Here is an 18907-nt window from a genome sequence, read left to right as displayed (position 1 = left end):
CATTCCCCCGTCCGGACCTGCCGGAGAGCCGTGTCAGGCGCGGCCGGCCGCCGCCCGCCGCAGGGCCAGGGCGGCGAGGGCCTGGGGGGCGCCGGCCTGGCCGCGGATGCCGGGGAAGGCGTTGACGTCCACGATCAGGGGGTTCCCGCCGCCGGTGTCGATGATGTCCACGCCGTAGACGTCCAGCGCGAACACCGTTCCGACCCGGCGCACCAGATCGGCCCATCCGGCGGGCAGTTCACCCGGTGCCAGGGAGCGGGTGGGGCCGCGTCCGCCGGGGGAGAGCTCGGATCGGCGCAGGGCCGAGAAGACCCGGTCGCCGATGGCCCACAGCTTGTGGTCCCAGCCGTTGTTGGGCGCGTACTCCTGCACCACGACCGGCTCCTGCGGCCACTGCCGGGCCAACTCCCGCAGCCGCGCGCTGTCGTCGGCGAGGGCGACCAGGTCGCCGCGCCGGCTGCGCCTGCTCTTGACCACCAGGGGCCCGGACGCCGGTGCCTCCCGCGCCCACACCCCCAGGGCGCCGACGGTACGGGTCGCCGCGAACGGCAGCCCGGCCCGCAGGGCGAGCCCGGCCATCTCCGTCCGGTCCTGGCACAGTGCCGTGGCCGCGGCGGAGTTGACCACCGGGGCCCCGCGCCGCTCCAGGTACCGGGCGAGTCCCAACGCGTGCGGGGTCCGCGACTTCAGCAGGTAGACGTCGGCCAGGGGCAGGGGCACGTCTCCGAGGGTGACCGGATCGAGCGCTTCCACCTCGTGCTCCGCAGTGAGCAGGGCGGTGGTGTCCGCCAGCAGCGGATGCCCCGGTTCCGGGGTGATCAGGCCGATCTTCATACGGCGTCACCCGCGGCGGCGGTGATCTGCGCGGTGATCTGGGCCGGCGACTGGGACGGGATCGACACGGGGACGGTGTACGGCAGCCCCACCGGCGCCGCCACGGGCGCTGCCACGGCCGCCGCCACCGGTGCGCCGCCGGCCCGGGCCAGCCCCAGTACGGCCCGGGCCACCCGCGCCGCAGCGTCCGGTACCTGGCGGAAGCTCGGGAAGTCGTTCACGTCGACGACCACCGGCCCGTCGGGACCCAGCAGCACGTCCACCCCGTACAGATCGAGCCCGTAGACCTCACCCACCCGGGCGGCGATGGCCGCCACCTCCGCCGACAGCGGCACCCGGCGCTCCCGGACCGAGGGGTCCGGGCGCAGGGGGGAGCAGCGCTCGGTCGCGAACAGCTCCCCGCCGACCGCGTACACCTTCATGTCCGTACCCGGGTTGGGCACGTACGGCTGGGCGATGAGCATGCCCTCGCCCGCGAGCGCGGGCAGCAGCGCCTCCAGCCGCCCGGGCGAGGACACCAGGTGCACGGCCCGTCCGGAGCTGCCGTCGGAGGGCTTGACGACGAGGGGGTACTCGGCCGCCGGTATCTCCCTCAGCAGTTCGGGGCGGGCGACCGCGTACGTGGGCGGCAGCGGGAGTCCGCGCAGCCGCCCGAGGGCGGCGGCCAGTGCCTTGTCCCGCACGCCCCGGATCGACCGGGCGTCGTTGACGGTGGTCAACCCGGCCGCGGCGGCGGCTTCGAGGACGGTCAGCCCGGGGCCGCCCGACACCGTCTTGAGCACCCAGGCGTCGTGGGCTCCCGCGTCGACCGCCTCGGTCATACGGAGAAGGGAGCCGCCCGGCCGCACGACGTCGACACGGTGGCCCCACGCGGTCAGCCGGCCGATCACCTCGTTCGGCATACCGTCGTGGCGGTAGTGCTCCTCCACCAGGAAGCAGAGCCTCATCGACCTTCCCCAAATCCCGGACGTCCGCCGAATCCGCCCGGCGAGTTGTGACATCACAGGATGTCATGAACCGCAATGTGATGATCGGTCCGCGTCTGGCCTCCTGTGCAACGCGGCGTCCGGCCCTCCGGGGCGGCTCTCCCCGCCCGCGAGGGCGGGGACTTCGCGGCCCCCGCATGCCCCGGGGCGCCGGAAATCCGGGTGAATGATCGGACAAGAGGCTGCTAGGTTGATCACGTGCCGAAGCTGAATCAGATCATCGCAGTCGAAAAGGGCGTCAAGTCCAAGTCGCTCCAGGAACTCACCCAGGCCCACCACGACGTGCAGAAGCCCGCCCTGCTGGCCGGCATCTCGCGGACGTACCAGCCCAAGGACGAGGAGGGCGAGCAGCTGCCGCCCGAGTCCACCCGGGTGCAGGTCAAGGCGGAGGACGTGCTGCGCGCGACGGCCGGTACGCTCACGCGGCTCTTCGACGTGACCGCCACCAAGGACTGGGCGAACCGCAGCGCGGCCGCGGACGTGGTCGTCGACGGCAACGTCCTGCTGGCGCAGGTGCCCGTGCCGTACCTGCTCTTCCTGGAGAAGCAGCTCACCGACCTGCACACCTTCGTACGGAAGCTGCCGGTGCTGGACGCCTCGGAGTCCTGGAACCTGGACCCGTCGACGGACTCCTGGAAGACGGACCCGGTGCGCACGATCCGCACCAAGAAGGTGCCGCGCAACCACGTCAAGGCGGAGGCCACCGAGAAGCACCCGGCCCAGGTCGAGGTGTACTACGAGGACGTGCCGGTCGGGTACTGGACGACCGTGAAGTTCTCCGGCGCGCTGCCCGCCCGCCGGGTGAACGAGCTGCTCGACCGCGTCGAGAAGCTCCAGCAGGCCGTCAAGTTCGCCCGCGAGGAGGCCAACAGCGCCGAGGTCACCGACCAGCGGGTCGGGGACGCGGTGTTCGGCTACCTGTTCAGGTAGCCCTCAGAACCCCTCCCGTATGTCTGCGGGAGGTGCGCGAGAGCGCAAGCTGAAACTGATGTTGAAGCTGAACAGGGGTGTCAGTTGGGGGTTCGAATCCCTCCCCCGGCATTGCGTGCCGGGGTGGCCCAAGCTGGTAGAGGCGGCCCCTTGAATCTCAGATTCTCGCTCCAGTCTCAGTATTCGCCGCCGAACACCGGATCGACCGAGCGTGGACGACCATCGATGGACGGGGGTTCAAGTCCCTCCTGCGCCTCTCCCATGGCGCGGTAGTTCAAAGGTAGAACACGTCGATCTCAGAATGATCCGCGACTCTTAAACGTGCCGGTGTGCGCAATTGGGTGGCAAACAGGAGCCCGGGAGCTGGATATGCTCCCGGGCTCCGTCACGCTGTCCCACCGGTCAGACGGGCACCGTCACGAACTTCCGGCCGGCCTCGTTCTCGACCACGACGGCCTTGACGTCCGACCGGTCGACGGCCGCCGAGCCGTCCAGCCCGGCTCCCTTGGCCTCGCCGTTCTCCTGGCTGCCCACGACCCAGCTGCCCGCGGTGGTGCGCGTACCGTCCTTGGAGACCACGACCAGGCGGCAGCGCTCGCCCGGAGGCAGTCCCGTGACGGCCGCCCGCAGCCGCACCCACTTCGTGGCAGGCGTCATCTGCACCGTCATCCGGGCCCCCGTGCCCGCATCGGTCGCCGAGTGCAGCGTGGTCCCCTTGGGCGGGGGCGAGGGGTCCGCCGAAGCGGTCGGGGACGGGGGAGCGGGCAGCGCGACGCCTCCCGGTTCGGCCGAGCCCAGCTGGGTGCCGGCCCAGAACACGGCGGCCAGCGAAGCCGCGACGGCCAGGCCCGTGAACGCCGCGCGACGGCGTGCCGCCCCGGCGCGCTCGTTCCGCATCTGGCGCAGGGTGCGCTGGAGCAGCAGGTCGCCACCCTGCGGCGGTCCGTCGAGGAACGCCTCCTCGGGCACCTCGCCCAGTGCCGCCTCCATCTCGCGCAACGCGGCCACCTCCTCCCGGCACTGCACGCATCCGCTCATGTGTCCCTCGACCCGGCGGACCTCCTCGGCGTCCAGGACGCCGAGCACGTACGGACCGAGCAGTTCCTCCTCGTGCCGCTGCCGGTTCATGCCACCACCTCACGCAGTCCGGCCGGCTGCTGGGGCGGCCTGCCCGATCGTTTTCCGTCTCTTGTGCCGCTCTCCCGGAAGCCGTCGTCCCTGAAGACGTCGCGCAGGGCCTTGAGCGCGTAGTGCGAGCGCGACTTGACCGTACCCGCCGGGATACCGAGGGTGTCGGCGGCCTCCGCCACGCTGAGCTGCCGGTAGTACAACTCCTTCAGCACGTCCCGGTGTTCCGGGGACAGCCGGTCCAGAGCGCCCAGCACCGTCATGCTGTCCACCACGGAGTCGGCGTGGTCCGCCTCCACCGGGGGAGCGGCCGACGAGCCGGAGACCTCCGGCGGCCGGGCGGCCCTGGCCCGGTACCGGTCGGTGATGATGTTCCGGGCCACGGTGAGCAGCCAGCCGCGCACCGAGCCCTTTCCGTTGACCAGGACCTCGGAGTGCCGCCAGGCACGGATCAGCGTCTCCTGTACGACGTCCTCGGCGGTGGCGCGGTCCCCCGTCAGCCGGGTGGCGTACGCGAGCAGGGCCTGGCCGTGCTCCTCGTACACCGACTTGATCAGTGCCTCATCGGTCGACCCCCGCCGAGTGCGGGGCCACAGTGGTCCGGCCATCTCACCCTCTCCGTCTTCCTCGCTTGCGTGGTGCGGTCGGAACACGCCGGCGGGGGCGATCCGGTTCATGTGATCTGCGTCACCCGGGCTGGCGGGTGGTCAAGTCCGGCAGGAGCGGCCCTCGTTGAGGCAGTCGACGACCGCGGCCATCTGGCGCTCGGTCATGGCGTTCACGAACATCGCGTGGTCCGTCGTGGGGCTGTGCCGCTGCTCGGGGAAGGAGTCGACGGCCACGGGCACCCCGGCGGGGAGTTCGTAGGAGAGCGAGACGCGCAGTTCGGGTACGGGGAAGGTGTTCGCGGGGCAGACGCCGTTGCCGCCGGGGAACAGCAGGTGCGAGCGGTGCCCGGGGCTCGTGGTGTCGAGCCCGTTCCAGCAGCTGGGGAAGACCAGGCTGCGGGTGACCAGGTCGCCCTCGGGGCAGCGCGGGTAGCTGGTGGTGGTGCGGTCGGGTGAGCCGGAGCACCCCCAGCGTGCGCGGACGCGGGCGTCGGCGCCCGCGGTCCGGGCGACCGCGTCGCCCGTCAGCGCGTGCAGGAACGGCGGCATCGCCACGACCTTGCTGACGGGATTGCCCCGGAACTCCAGCCGGACCGAGGACTCGGGCACGATCTCGCCGCTGTTCCCGTGCCCCGCGGCCCTCTCGTACGGGCGCAGGCCCGGCCGGTCCAGCCGGCGCAGCACGGGCCAGTAGTACGCCGACCGGTCGCCGCCCGCACAGCTGGTGGCGGCGCGGGCCAGCGAGGCCTCGGTGGACGTGGCGTCCGTGGACAGGTTGCCGACGTAGGAGTGCGTGTGGTGGGCGCCGGCCGGCAGGCCAGGCGACACCACCACGTTGTCCTCGTTGTAGTGCCGTTGCTCGTTGCGGCCGCAATCCACCGCCATCGTCCCCGGCGATCCGCCGCCCGCCTCGGCGGGCCGGGCCGGAGCCGGGGCGGGGGCGGGCGGAACATCGCGTATGTCCACGTAGTCGGACGGAGCGGGGGCGCCGGCCGCCGCTCCCGCGTGCGGTCCGGCGGCGCGCGTGGCACCGAGCACCGCGGCGGCCAGTACCCCGCCCAGGACCAGGCAGATCAGCAGAGTGGGCAGCCGGTGTTCTTTCCCCATGGCGGTCACCGTTGCCGGTGGCGACCCCGCCGTCAACCCGGCATCCGCGGCGCGGGCACCGGACGGCGCCACCGCGTCCGGACGGGTGCGGCGGCGGGAGGGCCCCGAAGCGCCGACCGGGAGCCACAACCGGTCGTGAACTGGCCATGGTTGTCCGTGGAGCCGCTTGTCCGGCCTCGCGTCGACCCGGCACAGTGGGCGCATGACACACCCCGCGGGACCCGCCGGGACCCCGGTGACACCCGCCGAGCTCCTGGACGCCTTCGCCCGCACCCGCGCCCGGCTCGACGGCGGCGAGGTCACCTACTGGTGGACCGGCGACGTCCACTCCTGGGCCCCGGGCGAGCCCTACCGGCGGCTCTTCGGCTTCGAAGGGCTCAACGTCTCCCGCCTCGCCGCCGACGGGGAGGGCGGCGGCTACCGGCTGCTGTCCCGGGAGGCGGCGTTCTACCTCGACCCGGTCACCCGGGAGATCATGGAGACCTGGCAGGGCAAGCCCGTGGTCCACGTCTGGAACGACCCGGCCAACCAGAAGTGGCGCCCCTTCCCGATCCCCGTGACCGAACTGGGCGACCAGATCTGCTTCAGCCTGGAGATCCCGCTCGCCTACCCCTCCCCGCTGAAGGTCGAGCAGTACCCGGACCACTCGGCCGACGACACCTACCGGGCGCTGGAACTCTTCCAGTTCTTCGCACCCGCTACCGTGCTGGGCACCGACCGGGTGAGCGTCCCGGCGACGATGTCCTGGACCCGTATGTCTCCGTGGCTGCCGTGGATGGAGCAGGGGGCGCGCCCCGGTGGACTCGTCTTCCACTGCCGCGGCCGCAAGCTCGACTCCTACGAGCAGGTCCCCGAACGCACCCGCGCGTACATCGCCGGCCACCACCCCCGGTTCGCCCGCGCACCACGGAAGTGGAGCGAGCCGAACGAGACGAGCTGGACGTACTTCCGCAGGCTCTACCCGCCGGACCGCGACGCGCTCTGAGCACTCCCGACCCTGCCGTCCCACCCTCGCGGCCGGTGCCCGGCAGCTGCGGCGAAAGCCCTGGTCACACCACCTGCCGAGGGACCCGCGGGGGGAGCCGCAGGGGGTGGACAAGGGTTTTCCCCGTATCCGGCCGACCCCCGCGTTGCCTACTGTCTGGCCACCGGCGATCTTCCCGGGCCGGACGGTTCACACGCCAACCCCACATGGCGTGTAGGCCGACCGGCCGGGGGAGCGCGCCGGGACCGCCGTTGCCCCTGCCTCGCCGTTGCGGCCGGGACAACGTGGCGTGCGGCGGCAGCCGGGGCGAGACCGACCAACTCGCTTCCGGCCCCGCGGCCGCCGAACACCCCCACACTGCACCGACCGGCCGCTCCGGCCTGCCCGGAAACGGCCCTCGAAAGGGATCACGTGCACGCAACGAGACGCAGGCTCATATCCGTCGTGGCCATGTCCGTCACCCTGCTCGCCGGCACCGCCACCGCTTCCGTGGCCGTGGCCTCCGAGGGCCCCGCCGCGGCCCCGGCCGCCGCGCTCGCCCCGACGGCGCCCGTCGAGAACCTCATCGTCGGCTACAAGTCGTCCGCCGCCGAGGCCAGCTCGAACACCGCCGCCGCCGACGACGCCGCCGCCAAGGGCAAGAAGGCCGGCAAGAAGGCGAAGTTCGACCGCCGCCTGGGCACCGGTGCCGCGCTGGTCAACCTCGGCGGTACCGTCGCTCCCGCCGCGGCGGCCGACGTGATGGCCCAGTTCCGTGCCGACCCGGACGTCGCCTACGTCGAGCCCGACACCCGCGCCTACCCCACGGCCGTGACCCCGAACGACACCGACTACGCCAAGCAGTGGGACCTCTTCGAGTCCACCGCGGGCATGAACGTGCCGGCCGCCTGGGACAAGACCACCGGCTCCGGCGTCACCGTCGCCGTGATCGACACCGGCTACGTCGCCCACTCGGACCTCGCGCCGAACATCGTCTCCGGCTACGACTTCATCAGCAGCGCCACCTACGCCCGTGACGGCGGCGGACGCGACGGCAACCCCGCCGACGAGGGCGACTGGATCGCCACCGACGGCGAGTGCGGCCTCAACTCCAAGGCGAGCAGCTCGTCCTGGCACGGCACCCACGTCGCCGGCACCATCGCCGCGGCCACGAACAACTCCAAGGGCATCTCGGGCATCGCCTACGGCGCGAAGATCCAGCCCGTCCGCGTGCTCGGCAAGTGCGGTGGCTCCACCTCGGACATCGTCGACGCCATCACCTGGGCCTCCGGCGGCTCCGTCGCCGGCGTGCCGGCCAACGCCACCCCGGCCAAGGTCATCAACATGAGCCTCGGCGGCCCCGGCGCCTGCGGCACCAGCTACCAGAACGCGATCAACGCGGCCGTCGCCCGTGGCACGACCGTCGTCGTCGCCGCCGGCAACAGCAACGCCGACGCGGCCGGCTACTCGCCTGCCAGCTGCAACAACGTCATCAACGTCGCCGCCAGCAACCGCGCCGGCGACCGCTCCTACTACTCGAACTACGGCGCGATCATCGACATCGCCGCCCCGGGCGGTGAGACCCGCCGCGCCACCGACACGCCCGGCACCGTCACCACCCCCGAGAACGCCATCCTCTCGACCCTGAACGCGGGCACCACCACCCCGGGCGCCGAGAACTACAAGCCCTACCAGGGCACCAGCATGGCCGCCCCGCACGTCGCGGGCCTCGCCGCGCTGCTGAAGTCGGCGAACTCCGCGCTGACCCCGGCCCAGATCGAGTCGGCGATCAAGAGCAACGCCCGCCCGCTCGCCGGCACCTGCACCGGCGGCTGCGGCGCCGGCCTCGCCGACGCCGCCGCGACCGTCGCCGCCGTGACCTCGAACCCGCCCGCCCCGGCCCTTGAGAACACCACGGACTACGCCATCGGTGACAACACCACCGTGGAGAGCCCGATCACCGTCACCGGGAAGACCGGCAACGCCCCGGCCACCCTCAAGGTCGGTGTGAAGATCGTGCACACCTACATCGGTGACCTGAAGGTCGACCTGGTCGCCCCGGACGGCTCCGTCTACACGCTGCACAACCGCTCCGGCGGCAGCACCGACAACATCAACCAGGTCTACACCGTCAACGCCTCCTCCGAGGCGGCCAACGGCACCTGGAAGCTCCGGGTCAACGACAACGCCGGCGGCGACACCGGCAAGATCGACTCCTGGAATCTCACCTTCTGAGACGGCTCCCGCCGACTCGGGGTCCGGTACAACTCCGCCTGACGGAGCGATAGTACGGACCAACAGAATCCCCGGGCCTGCCGATACTCCGGGTATCGGCAGGTCCGCCGGGTTTTCCGCGCCCTGTGACTGATTTCTGCGTCACAATGCGGGTCCACCAGCCGCCCGACCTCGTATTCTCGCTCCTCACAGGAAGGGCACAGGAGCTGGGGACTGGAAGGCTGGTGGCTGTGCGTGGTGGCGGCGACGGGGCACGCTGACACAAGTGTCGGACACGGAGAACTGATCAAGGCGGTCGACCGTGCCCTGACCGCGCACGGCCGGGCACTCCTGACCGGACCCGCCGGCGCCGGCAAGACCGAAGTGGTCCGCGCCGTCGCGGACGCGGCCGGATCCCGCGGCGAGTCCGTGCTGCGCCTGGCTCCCGAGGCCGCCGACCAGTGGATACCCGAGGCCTCGGCCGCCGCCCTCCTCGCCTCCGTGCCCGCCGCCGCCCTCGAAGAACTCTCCGGCCCCCAGCGCACCGCCATCGCCCTCCTGCGCCGCGAGGCGGACGCCCCCCGCGCCGGCCGCGACCACGTCGCACTCCGCCTGGCCGTCGTCGAGGTGCTCCGCACCCTCGCCGTCCGCCAGCCCGTCCTCCTCGTGATCGACAACGCCCAGTGGCTCGACGCCGAGAGCACCGACCTGCTCCGCTTCGCCCTGCGCCTGACCCCGCCCCGCGTGCGGGTCCTGGCCGCCGAGCGCGTCCAGGGCGGAGCACCGGTCGGCGAACCCCTCTGGGGACCGGGCGTCCCCGCCGTACGGGTGCCGCCGCTCGGCGCCGACGAGGTCGCCGAACTCCTGCTGCGCCACGGCCTGCCCGCCCGCCTCGCCGGCCGCATCCACCAGGCCAGCGGCGGGAACCCGCGCCTCGCGCTCGCCCTCGGCCACTCCCTCGCGGAAGCCGCCGAGGCCCGGGACGGCAACGCCCACCACGCCGACCCCCTGCCCATCTCCGGACAGGCCCGCGAGGTCGCCCGCCGGCTCCTCGCCGCGGCCCCCGCCCAGGCCCGCCGCACCCTGCTGCTCGCCGCCCTCGCCTCCCGCCCCACCATCCCCCTGCTGCGGCGGGCCGGCCGTCCCGACGCCGAGGCCGAGCTGGCCGAAGCGGAGCGGGCCGCGCTCGTCCGGGTCGGCGAGGACGGCACCGTCGAGTTCACCGCCGGAGCCCTGCCCGCCGCGCTCGCCGCCGACGCCGGCTGGCCCGAGCGCGCCGCCGGGCACGCGGCACTGGCCTCCGCCGTCGACGACCCCGTCCAGGCCGTACGCCACCGGGCGCTGGCCGTCGACACCCCCGACCAGTGGCTCGCGGCCGAGATCACCGAGGCCGCCGCGGTCTGCCGAGGCCGCGGCCAGCGGGCCCTCGCCGCCGAACTGGGCCTGCTCGCCGCCGAACGCACCCCGGCCTCGCTGCCCGGCGAGGAACTGGCCCGCCTCGTCACCGCCGCCGAGGACGCCGGCTGGGCCGGCCGCGCGGACCTCGCCCGCCGCGCGACCCGCGCCGTCCTGGCCCGCGACGCCTCGCCCGCCGACCGGGTGCGGGCCCGGCTCGCCGTCATCGACGCCGCCGGGCAGGCCCTCGGAGCCCTCGACGAGACCTTCGCGTACGCCATGGACGAGGCGGCCGGCGATCCCGCCCTGCAGGCGGCCGTCCAGCTCCGGGTCGCCTGGAAGCACAACCTCAGCGACGGGGACCCCGTACGCTCCCGGGACGCGGCGGCCGCGGCCGGCGCCCTCGCGGCCCTCGGCGGCGACCAGACCGCCGAGGCCATGGCCCTGACCGTACGGGCCCGCATGGGCCGCATCCTCGGAGACGCCGGAGCCGAGGAAATCCTCGCCGAGGCGCTCGCCCTGCCCGCGCCCGAGGTGCCGCTCGGCATGCGCAACGCGCCCCAGTACCTCGCCGTACGGCACGCCCTCTTCGACGACCGTCTCGACGACGCCCGCCGTCAGCTGATGGTGCTGCTGCCGGCCGTCCGGCGCACCGGCTCCGCCGAGGACGTCTTCGAGGTCCTGCGCAGCCTCACCGAGGTGGAACTGCGCAGCGGCCGGTGCGAATCCGCCTCGGCGCACGCCCGCCGCGCCCTGGAACTGACCATCGAGGCGGGCCTGTCACCCGGCCCCGCCTGGTACGTCGCGGCGACGGCCGAGACCATGGGCGGCAGCTTCGCACGCGCCGAGGGTTACGCGCGCCGCGGTGTCCAGGCCTCCCAGGAGGAACACGACCAGGTCTTCCTCTCCCGCAGCCTGCACGCGCTCGGACTCGTCGAACTGGCCACCGGGGAGGCGGCGAAGGCGGTCGCCACCCTGCGCCGCGTCGCCGAACTGGAGGCCGCCCAGCAGGTGGTGGACCCCTCGATCCTGCGCTGGCACGGGGAACTCGCCGAGGCCCTGATCGCCGCCGACGCGCCCGGTGAGGCCGCCGAGCTGATCGAGTCCGTCCGTGCGGTCGCCGTCGGCCTCGGCCGTACCGGCGTCGTCGCCGCCCTCGACCGGGCCGACGCGCTCCGCCTCTCCGCCCAGGGCGACGCGGAGGCGGCCGTCCGGCTCCTGGAGGACACGGCGCACCGCTTCGAAGCCCTCGGCCTGCCGCTGGAACGCGGGCGCACCCTGCTAGCCCTCGCCCGCGTGGAGCGCCGCCGCCGGCGCCGGGCACCGGCCCGCGCGGCGCTCCGGGCCGCGGCCGAGGTGTTCGAGCGAGCCGGAGCCGGGCCCTGGAGCGAACTGGCGCGGGAGCCCGCCCCGGGTGACGGGGCAGGCTCCCGGACTTCCGCGGCCACGGCCGCGGGTTCGCTGACGGACGCCGAGACGCGCCTCGCGCTGCTGGTCAGCCAGGGCGCCAGCAACCAGGAGGCGGCGGCCAAGCTGTTCCTCAGCGTCAAGACCGTGGAGGCCCGGCTGACCCGCATCTACCAGAAGCTCGACGTGCGGTCGCGGGCCCAGCTGGCCACCGCGCTGCGCACGCGGTGACCGCGGCCGGGCCGCCGGTCAGCAGCTGAGGTTGTTGCCCGGGGTGACGCCGAGCAGCTGGGTGAAGCTCTGGTACTTCGAGATGCGGCTCTGGACCTGCGCGGGGTTGCCGCCGTTGCACTCCAGGGAGCCGTTGATCGAGCGGATCGTCTCGCCGAAGCCCGCGCCGTTCACCATGGCGGCGTGCGCGGTCATCGTGCCGGGGCCGTTCTGGGTGTTCCAGTACCACAGCGCCGTCTTCATGGCGACGGCCGGGTCCCGCTCCACGAGGTAGGGGTTGGCCAGGAGGTTGATGCCGAGAGCGTCACCGGCCGCCTTGTAGTTGAAGTTCCAGCTGAGCTGGATGGGGCCGCGGCCGTAGTAGGCGGCCTGTCCGGCCGGACAGCCGTACGGCCGGCCCGCGTCGCAGTAGTGGGGGTAGTTGGCGGTGTTCTGCTCCACGATGTGGACGAGGCCGCCGGTCTCGTGGGAGACGTTCGCGAGGAAGGCGGCGGCCTCGCGCCGCTTCACGGTGATGTCTCCGGTGTTGGCGAAGCCGGGGTAGGCGGACAGTGCCGCGACCAGGCCGTTGTAGGTGTAGAAGGGGTTCCGGTTCGGGAACATCTGGTTGAACTGTGCCTCGGAGACCACGAATCCGGACGGGTCGGGCGTGGGGTCCGGGTCCGGGTCCTGGCCCCCGCCGCAGACACCCTGGTCGGACCAGACGCCCCACTGGCCGGTGCTGCCGGGGGTCTCGCCCTGGGTCCACCACTTGGCCTGCCAGTTGCGGCCGCCGTACGAGGCGCTCATGCCGTTGGTGTAGACGGCCGACGAGGCCCAGGGGGAGGAGCAGGGAGCCGCCGCGGAGGCGTGGGACGAGGGGAGGGCGAGGGCGATGCCGGCCGTGACGGCCGCGGCCGCGACCAGGCCGAGGGTACGGCGTCGAAGCGCACGTATCACGTAACTGCTCCTTCAGTGGGGGGACTTGGGGTGGAGACCACGACGCCCACTGAAACGGAATGGTCTGAACCTGTCAAGGTCTAGACCAAGTGAAAGCGCCGGTGCCACGCGTGACGCGTGACACCGGCGCGGAAGATCGATCAGCTGCCGGCGGAGAGGTTGCCGGAGAGGACCGGGATGTTGCTGGCGATGTGCGAGAGGGACTCGTCGCCCTTGGCCTGGGTGGAGTTCTCGGCACACTGCTGGTTCTGCGGGTTGGACAGGACGTTGACGTCCTGGACGCCGACGTTGGCGATGACCGCGAGCAGGGACTGGGCGTTGATCTTGGCCGGCAGGCCGACGCAGAGCTTGTTGAGCGAGCCCTGGATCGGGGCGAGCTGCGGGCTCATCTTGCCGTGGGTCTCCTGGTTGCCGTAGATCTGCGCCGAGTCGTTGCCGTTCACGGTGTTGACGCCGTTGTCGTTGCCGATCGCCATCGCGGGCGAGGCGACGGCGGCACCCGCGCCGAGCACGGCGGCGGTGGCGGCGGCGGTGGCCATGAACTTCTTGAGCATCTGGGGGATCCTTCGGTCGCACTGTCGCGTGAGATAGCTGCCCACGGCGGGACGCGCTGATCAACTGCCGACGGTGCAGCGGGTTATGCCCCCTCACCCGAGTGGCCCAACGATCCGCCGGGCCGACCGGCGGGATCCGGCCCGGGCGCCCCTGGCACCCGGGCCGGGCTCCCGGCGCCGGAGGGTCAGCCGCTCTTGCGGCGGACCTTCTTGTTCTTGCCGCTCGCGGCGCTGCTGGAGCCCTGGACCTTGGCCCGGTTCTGGTGGGACTGCTGTGCGTGCGCCTTCGCGGCGTTGCGCTCCAGGGCCTCCCGGAACCGGCGCTTGGCCGCTTCGGCCGGGGACTCGTCCTGCGGGGTGCCTGCTTCGTCAGCCATTCGTCCTCCTGGAGTGATCAAGCCGACCCAGTCTGTCAGTCGCCGTACGCACTGACCAGCGAGTTCCTGGAGACCCAAGGATGGCTTGGGGGAGTCATAAGATTGGGTTATGGGGTCATAAAGCGACACCGGGTGCTGGGTTAGGCTTACCTTCGTTTAGGGTTCCCTTTGATCCACCTTGATCCACCTTGCCGTCGCTCGAAGGGAACCCCTGCCATGCCTCGCCCTCTGCGGGTAGCAATCGTCGGAGCCGGCCCGGCCGGCATCTACGCCGCCGACGCGCTGCTGAAGTCCGAGGCCGCCGTCGAGCCCGGTGTGTCCATAGACATCTTCGAGCGCATGCCCGCCCCCTTCGGCCTGATCCGCTACGGCGTCGCCCCCGACCACCCGCGCATCAAGGGCATCATCACCGCCCTGCACCAGGTGCTCGACAAGCCGCAGGTCCGCCTCTTCGGCAACGTCGACTACCCGGGCGACATCAGCCTCGACGAGCTGCGCTCCTTCTACGACGCCGTGATCTTCTCCACCGGCGCCACGGCCGACCGCTCCCTCGACATCCCCGGTGTCGACCTCGACGGCTCCTACGGCGCCGCCGACTTCGTCTCCTGGTACGACGGCCACCCGGACGTGCCCCGCACCTGGCCGCTGGAGGCCGAGAAGGTCGCCGTGCTCGGCGTCGGCAACGTCGCCCTGGACGTCGCGCGCATCCTCGCGAAGACGGCCGACGAGCTGCTGCCCACCGAGATCCCGGCCAACGTCTACGATGGCCTCAAGGCCAACAAGGCCCTTGAAGTGCACGTCTTCGGCCGTCGCGGCCCGGCGCAGGCCAAGTTCAGCCCCATGGAGCTGCGCGAGCTGGACCACTCGCCCAACATCGAGGTCATCGTCAACCCCGAGGACATCGACTACGACGACGGCTCGATCGCCGAGCGGCGCGGGAACAAGCAGACCGACATGGTCGCCAAGACCCTGGAGAACTGGGCCATCCGCGACATCGGCGACCGGCCGCACAAGCTGTTCCTGCACTTCTTCGAGTCGCCCTCCGAGATCCTCGGCGAGGACGGCAAGGTCGTGGGTCTGCGTACCGAGCGCACCGAGCTGGACGGCACCGGCAACGTCAAGGGCACCGGCCGGTTCACCGACTGGGACGTGCAGTCCGTGTACCGCGCGGTCGGCTACCTCTCCGACGAGCTGCCCAAGCTCCCCTGGGACGTCGAGTCCGGCACGGTCCCGGACGAGGGCGGCCGCGTCATCGACGCCGGCGGCCACATGCAGTCGACGTACGTCACCGGCTGGATCCGGCGCGGCCCGATCGGCCTGATCGGCCACACCAAGGGCGACGCGAACGAGACCGTCGCGAACCTCCTCGCCGACCACGCCGAGGGCCGCCTGGGCACGCCGGCGTCCCCCGAGCCGGCCGCGGTGGAGACCTTCCTCGCCGAGCGCAGCGTCCGCTACACGACGTGGGAGGGCTGGTACCGGCTGGACGCGGCAGAGAAGGCCCTCGGCGAGCCCCAGGGCCGTGCGCGCGTGAAGATCGTGGAGCGCGAGGAGCTGCTCGACGCGAGCGGAGCCTGACGCCCGCGAGGGGGCGGCCACCCGAACGGGTGGCCGCCCTTTCGCGTCCTCCGGAGCGGAATGCCGTGCCGTCGAGCGGAGTTGGAGCCGAACAGGACACCGACCCGCAGGCACTGGAGAGCTCATGAAGATCGGCATCATCGGCGCAGGCAACATCGGCGGCAACCTCACGCGCCGGCTCACCGCGCTCGGCCACGAGGTCGCGGTGGCCAACTCACGCGGCCCCGAGACCCTGACCGCCCTCGCGCGGGAGACCGGTGCCACCGCCGTACCCGTGGCCGAGGCGGCGCGCGACGCGGAGATCGCCGTCGTCACGATCCCGTTCGGGAAGGTGCCCGACCTGCCCGCGGACCTCTTCGACGGGGCCGCCCCCGGCCTCGTCGTCATCGACACCGGCAACTACTACCCGCGCCGGCGCGACGGCCGGATCTCCGGCGTGGAGGACGACGGGCTGACGGAGAGCCGCTGGACCGAGCGGCAGCTCGGGCACCCGGTCGTCAAGGCCTTCAACGGCACCTACGCGCAGGACATCCTCGACCGGCACCGCCCGGCCGGCGCACCGGACCGCATCGCGCTGCCCGTCGCGGGCGACGACGAGACCGCGAAGAAGGCCGTACAGGACCTCATCGAGGAGCTGGGCTTCGACACCGTCGACGCGGGCGGCCTCGACGAATCCTGGCGCCAGCAGCCCGGCACCCCGGTCTACGGACTGCGCGACGGCGTCGAAGGCGTCACCCGGGCGCTCGCCGCGGCCTCCCCCGTCCGCACGGAGGAGTTCCGCGGCTGACACGCGCACCCCACTGCGCCGCACGGGGGACCGCCGGGACGTCTGCGCGGCCTCCACGGGCCGCATGGCCGCATGGAGATCGACCCCTTCCGAGTCCGCAGGGCCCTCGGTCCTTCAGTCCTGGAGTCCTGATTCCCGTGTCCTCGGGCGGCTCAGGATCCGCGGCCCCGTTCCAGCACGCCGCGTACGTAGGCCGCCTGACCGGCGTGCTGGAGGTCGTCGGCGAGCACGCTGACCAGGCGCACCCCGAGGGTGACGGGGGGATCCCAGCGCTCGTCGACCACCCGGTCCAGGTCGGCGGCCGAAAGCCCCCGAACGAAGCCCAGGGTCTGCTGGTGCACCTCGTCGAAGTACCCCAGCAGCAGCTCGCCCGAGGCCACGCGGACGGTGCCCGCCTGCCGCGCGGAGTGGCCGTAGCCGGTGGCCGCGGCGGGCAGCGGGAGGCCGAACCGGTCGGCCCAGCCACCGGTCAGCCACACCTGCTCCAGGCCCGCGGCGGACGCGATGTGGTCGTCCTGGATCCGGGTCAGGTGCCAGACCAGCCAGGTGATCGAGTTCGCCTCCGGGTCGACGCGGGCGTCCAGGAGCTCCGCCGGCGCCCCGCCCACCGCCTCGTGCACCACCTCCCGGATCCGACCGAACCCGTCCGCGATGACGTCCGTAGCCTTCATGCACCCACCATGCAAGGCGCGGCGGCCCGCCCGGCGCGAGCGACACGCGGGGCGGGCCGCCGGGCCGGGCGGGCACCGGTCAGCCGACGGCGTCGGCCTTCGACGGCTCGGCGACCGCGGCCTCCTCCGGCTCGGCGGGCCGCTCGGCCGCCGCACCGGCCGGCCGGGGTCCGCCGCGCAGACCCAGCCAGCCGATGACCCCGACCAGGGCGAAGGCCACGGCGCCGATCACGAAGGTGAGGGTGAAGCCGGACTCGGCGGGCAGCGGCGGAATCCCCGCGGGCAGGTGCCCGATGGTGTGGGACGCCAGGATCGTGGTCACCACGGCGCTGCCGATCGCACTGCCCGTCGACCGGGAGATCGAGTTGATGCCGTTGGCGATGCCGCTCTGGTGCGGCGGGACGCTCGACATGATCACGGCGGGCATGGCGGCGTAGCCGAAGCTGACAGCCGCGCCGACGACCAGGCCGGAGCCGATCACCGAGAAGGCGTGGCCGTGGTCCACGACGAGCCAGGCGAAGCCGAGCGCGCCCAGCACGGCAGCCGTGCCCAGTGCCACTCGCGGCCCGCGGCGGCGCACGATCCGGCCGCCCAGGGGCGAGGCGAGCAGGGAGACGATCGCGCTCGGCAGCAGGAACTCCACGGAGGCGCGCAGGATCGACGCGTCGAATCCGTAGCCGGTGAGCGCCTCGGGCATCTGCACGAGGTACGAGACGCCGAGGAAGCTCGCGAACATGCCGAAGCCGACGAGGAGACCGGACAGGTTGGCCATGAGGACGGGGCGGTGCACGAACATCTTCATGTCGACCAGCGGGTCGTGGACCTTGAGCTCGGTGACGACCCACACGGCGGCCATGACGGCGGCGCCGGCGAAGCCGCCCAGCGTGCGGCCGGAGGCCCAGCCCCACTCGTGACCCTGCGAGATCGCCAGCAGGAGCAGCAGCAGCGCGGCACCGAGGGTCAGCGCGCCGAGGACGTCGGTGCGCCCGCCGGTCCTGGTGCGGGTGGCGGGGACCAGCACGGCCACGGCGAGGAGGGCGAGGACCGCGAGGCCGGTCGCCATCCAGAAGGCGTCGCGGTAGTCCGAGCCGGGCCCGGAGGTGAGCAGCCCGGTCGCGACGAGCGCGAGGCCGCTGCCGAACGCGAGCGTGCCGCTGACCAGCGCCATCGCACCGGGCAGCTTCTGTGGGCGTACTTCCTCGCGCAGCACCGACAGCGCCAGCGGGAAGATCGCGGTGGCGGCGCCCTGGAGGACGCGGCCCACGATCAGGAGCGGGAGCGAGGAGGCGACCGCCGTGAGGACGGAGCCGGCGACCATCACGCCGAGGACGGCCACCAGCGTGGGCTTCTTGCCGTGCTGGTCGCCGAACCGGCCGAGGAGCGGCGTGAAGACGGCCGCCGACAGCAGGGTGGCGGTGGTCACCCAGCTCACGGCGGCGGTCGAGACGCCCAGGTCGTCACGGATCAGGCCGAGGATCGGGACCGGCAGGGTCTGCATCATCGACACGACCATCGCGGCCAGGCTCAGGGCGAGGACGACGACCGTCTCGCTGCGCTGTCCGGAGGCCGGGGCGGCTGGGGAGGGGGTGCTCATGGCTGCGGGGACCTTCTTCGGGTTTCGGAGCTGCACGGCTCTGCGGAGCTTCCGAACGGCGATGGTTGACGTCATCAAGTAACTCGAACGAAGGTAGAGGTCGATATTTGAGGTAGTCAAGTAAACAATTGATAATGTCAAGCATTCTGAGTAGGCTCGGAGCATGAGCGAGACCGCCACACACGCCCCCACGAAGGTCCAGCTGCTGGAGCTGCTCGCCGCCATCGGCACGGCCCAGTGGCGCGAGTTCGCCGCGGCCGCGGCCCAGCACGGCCTCACCCCCACCCAGGCCCGGGTGCTCGCCCAGCTGGACGGCCCCGTGCCCATGCGGGGCCTGGCCGTCCTGCTGGTCTGCGACGCGTCCAACGTGACCGGGATCGTGGACCGGCTGGAGGCCCGCGAGCTGGTGCGGCGGGAGCCGGACCCCGCCGACCGGCGCGTCAAGAACGTGGTGGCGACGGAGGCGGGCCGGCAGGTCATCCGCCGCGTCCGCGAGGAGATGCAGGCGGCGCACGGGGCGCTCGACACCCTCGACGAGACGGAGAGCGCCACGCTCTACGCCCTGCTGGCCCGCCTGCGCCCCTCGATGGAGAAGAGCTAGCC

General features: G+C 72.6%; 16 protein-coding genes and 1 pseudogene. 7 read left to right on the top strand and 10 right to left on the bottom strand.

All coding sequences use genetic code 11. From position 1 onward, the window contains the following. Positions 1-33: 33 nt before the first annotated feature. Positions 34-834, bottom strand: a complete 801-nt coding sequence (locus tag BSL84_RS02790; protein WP_030034218.1) for an ATP-grasp domain-containing protein — start codon at positions 832-834, stop codon at positions 34-36. Next, positions 831-1781: an ATP-grasp domain-containing protein gene (locus BSL84_RS02785; protein ID WP_045322982.1), complete on the bottom strand. Its 951-nt coding sequence runs from the start codon at positions 1779-1781 to the stop codon at positions 831-833. The genes BSL84_RS02790 and BSL84_RS02785 overlap by 4 nt, the downstream gene beginning before the upstream one ends. Before the next feature lie 237 nt (positions 1782-2018). Between BSL84_RS02785 and BSL84_RS02780 the strand changes: the two genes are divergently transcribed. After that, positions 2019-2750 (top strand): hypothetical protein, encoded by a 732-nt coding sequence (locus BSL84_RS02780; protein ID WP_030031943.1) that lies wholly within the window; start codon positions 2019-2021, stop codon positions 2748-2750. A gap of 402 nt (positions 2751-3152) precedes the next feature. On the opposite strand, the gene BSL84_RS02775 is transcribed toward BSL84_RS02780, so the two are convergent. The 3 genes from BSL84_RS02775 to BSL84_RS02765 form a co-directional block, all read right to left on the bottom strand. Further along, positions 3153-3878 carry an anti-sigma factor gene (locus BSL84_RS02775; protein WP_045322983.1) on the bottom strand — a complete coding sequence of 242 codons (726 nt, stop codon included), beginning with the start codon at positions 3876-3878 and terminating at the stop codon, positions 3153-3155. Beyond that, positions 3875-4486: a sigma-70 family RNA polymerase sigma factor gene (locus BSL84_RS02770; protein WP_030032794.1), complete on the bottom strand. Its 612-nt coding sequence runs from the start codon at positions 4484-4486 to the stop codon at positions 3875-3877. Before BSL84_RS02770 ends, BSL84_RS02775 begins: the two co-directional genes overlap by 4 nt. Before the next feature lie 99 nt (positions 4487-4585). Continuing rightward, positions 4586-5593, bottom strand: coding sequence for a DUF1996 domain-containing protein (locus tag BSL84_RS02765; protein ID WP_075969710.1), 1008 nt, complete (start codon positions 5591-5593; stop codon positions 4586-4588). A gap of 202 nt (positions 5594-5795) precedes the next feature. Here BSL84_RS02765 and BSL84_RS02760 point away from each other — a divergent pair, with 202 nt between their 5' ends. The 3 genes from BSL84_RS02760 (at position 5796) to BSL84_RS02750 (ending at position 11804) form a co-directional block, all read left to right on the top strand. Then, on the top strand, positions 5796-6578 hold the full coding sequence (locus BSL84_RS02760; protein WP_075969709.1) for a DUF1838 family protein: 783 nt from the start codon (positions 5796-5798) through the stop codon (positions 6576-6578). Positions 6579-7028: 450 nt separating this feature from the next. Continuing rightward, entirely contained in the window at positions 7029-8792 is a 1764-nt protein-coding gene (locus tag BSL84_RS02755) for a S8 family peptidase (protein WP_030030870.1), read from the top strand. Positions 8793-9026: 234 nt separating this feature from the next. Then, positions 9027-11804 carry a helix-turn-helix transcriptional regulator gene (locus tag BSL84_RS02750; protein ID WP_234308484.1) on the top strand — a complete coding sequence of 926 codons (2778 nt, stop codon included), beginning with the start codon at positions 9027-9029 and terminating at the stop codon, positions 11802-11804. A gap of 18 nt (positions 11805-11822) precedes the next feature. Here the strand turns inward: BSL84_RS02750 and BSL84_RS02745 are convergent, their stop codons facing one another. The 3 genes from BSL84_RS02745 to BSL84_RS02735 form a co-directional block, all read right to left on the bottom strand. After that, positions 11823-12743: a glycoside hydrolase family 19 protein gene (locus BSL84_RS02745; RefSeq protein ID WP_045322992.1), complete on the bottom strand. Its 921-nt coding sequence runs from the start codon at positions 12741-12743 to the stop codon at positions 11823-11825. Positions 12744-12883: 140 nt separating this feature from the next. Beyond that, positions 12884-13297 (bottom strand): rodlin, encoded by a 414-nt coding sequence (locus BSL84_RS02740; RefSeq protein ID WP_030030121.1) that lies wholly within the window; start codon positions 13295-13297, stop codon positions 12884-12886. A gap of 185 nt (positions 13298-13482) precedes the next feature. After that, positions 13483-13674: a DUF5302 domain-containing protein gene (locus tag BSL84_RS02735; protein WP_030030119.1), complete on the bottom strand. Its 192-nt coding sequence runs from the start codon at positions 13672-13674 to the stop codon at positions 13483-13485. A gap of 216 nt (positions 13675-13890) precedes the next feature. Between BSL84_RS02735 and BSL84_RS02730 the strand changes: the two genes are divergently transcribed. Together BSL84_RS02730 and BSL84_RS02725 are read left to right on the top strand one after the other, a co-directional pair. Then, on the top strand, positions 13891-15252 hold the full coding sequence (locus BSL84_RS02730) for an FAD-dependent oxidoreductase (RefSeq protein ID WP_075969708.1): 1362 nt from the start codon (positions 13891-13893) through the stop codon (positions 15250-15252). Positions 15253-15337: 85 nt separating this feature from the next. Beyond that, a pseudogene (locus BSL84_RS02725) lies at positions 15338-16039 on the top strand (NADPH-dependent F420 reductase); the annotation flags it as partial. Between the two features lie 152 nt (positions 16040-16191). Here BSL84_RS02725 and BSL84_RS02720 read toward each other — a convergent pair. Continuing rightward, positions 16192-16710, bottom strand: coding sequence for a mycothiol transferase (locus BSL84_RS02720; protein WP_075969707.1), 519 nt, complete (start codon positions 16708-16710; stop codon positions 16192-16194). A gap of 79 nt (positions 16711-16789) precedes the next feature. After that, complete coding sequence (locus BSL84_RS02715) at positions 16790-18304, bottom strand: MFS transporter (protein ID WP_045322995.1); 1515 nt, start codon at positions 18302-18304, stop codon at positions 16790-16792. 163 nt (positions 18305-18467) lie between these two features. On the opposite strand from BSL84_RS02715, the gene BSL84_RS02710 reads away from it, so the two are divergent. Beyond that, entirely contained in the window at positions 18468-18905 is a 438-nt protein-coding gene (locus BSL84_RS02710; RefSeq protein WP_075969706.1) for a MarR family winged helix-turn-helix transcriptional regulator, read from the top strand. Positions 18906-18907: the final 2 nt, after the last annotated feature.

The organism is Streptomyces sp. TN58, from assembly GCF_001941845.1.
GTDB lineage: Bacteria > Actinomycetota > Actinomycetes > Streptomycetales > Streptomycetaceae > Streptomyces.
This window is presented reverse-complemented; position numbering and strand designations above follow the sequence as displayed.

Coding starts and splice junctions, on each gene's coding strand:
- BSL84_RS02790 (WP_030034218.1), bottom strand. CDS start 834: ATGAAGATCGGCCTGATCACCCCGGAACCGGGGCATCCGCTGCTGGCG.
- BSL84_RS02785 (WP_045322982.1), bottom strand. CDS start 1,781: ATGAGGCTCTGCTTCCTGGTGGAGGAGCACTACCGCCACGACGGTATG.
- BSL84_RS02775 (WP_045322983.1), bottom strand. CDS start 3,878: ATGAACCGGCAGCGGCACGAGGAGGAACTGCTCGGTCCGTACGTGCTC.
- BSL84_RS02770 (WP_030032794.1), bottom strand. CDS start 4,486: ATGGCCGGACCACTGTGGCCCCGCACTCGGCGGGGGTCGACCGATGAG.
- BSL84_RS02765 (WP_075969710.1), bottom strand. CDS start 5,593: ATGGGGAAAGAACACCGGCTGCCCACTCTGCTGATCTGCCTGGTCCTG.
- BSL84_RS02760 (WP_075969709.1), top strand. CDS start 5,796: ATGACACACCCCGCGGGACCCGCCGGGACCCCGGTGACACCCGCCGAG.
- BSL84_RS02755 (WP_030030870.1), top strand. CDS start 7,029: ATGTCCGTCACCCTGCTCGCCGGCACCGCCACCGCTTCCGTGGCCGTG.
- BSL84_RS02740 (WP_030030121.1), bottom strand. CDS start 13,297: ATGCTCAAGAAGTTCATGGCCACCGCCGCCGCCACCGCCGCCGTGCTC.
- BSL84_RS02735 (WP_030030119.1), bottom strand. CDS start 13,674: ATGGCTGACGAAGCAGGCACCCCGCAGGACGAGTCCCCGGCCGAAGCG.
- BSL84_RS02730 (WP_075969708.1), top strand. CDS start 13,891: ATGCCTCGCCCTCTGCGGGTAGCAATCGTCGGAGCCGGCCCGGCCGGC.
- BSL84_RS02720 (WP_075969707.1), bottom strand. CDS start 16,710: ATGAAGGCTACGGACGTCATCGCGGACGGGTTCGGTCGGATCCGGGAG.
- BSL84_RS02715 (WP_045322995.1), bottom strand. CDS start 18,304: ATGAGCACCCCCTCCCCAGCCGCCCCGGCCTCCGGACAGCGCAGCGAG.
- BSL84_RS02710 (WP_075969706.1), top strand. CDS start 18,468: ATGAGCGAGACCGCCACACACGCCCCCACGAAGGTCCAGCTGCTGGAG.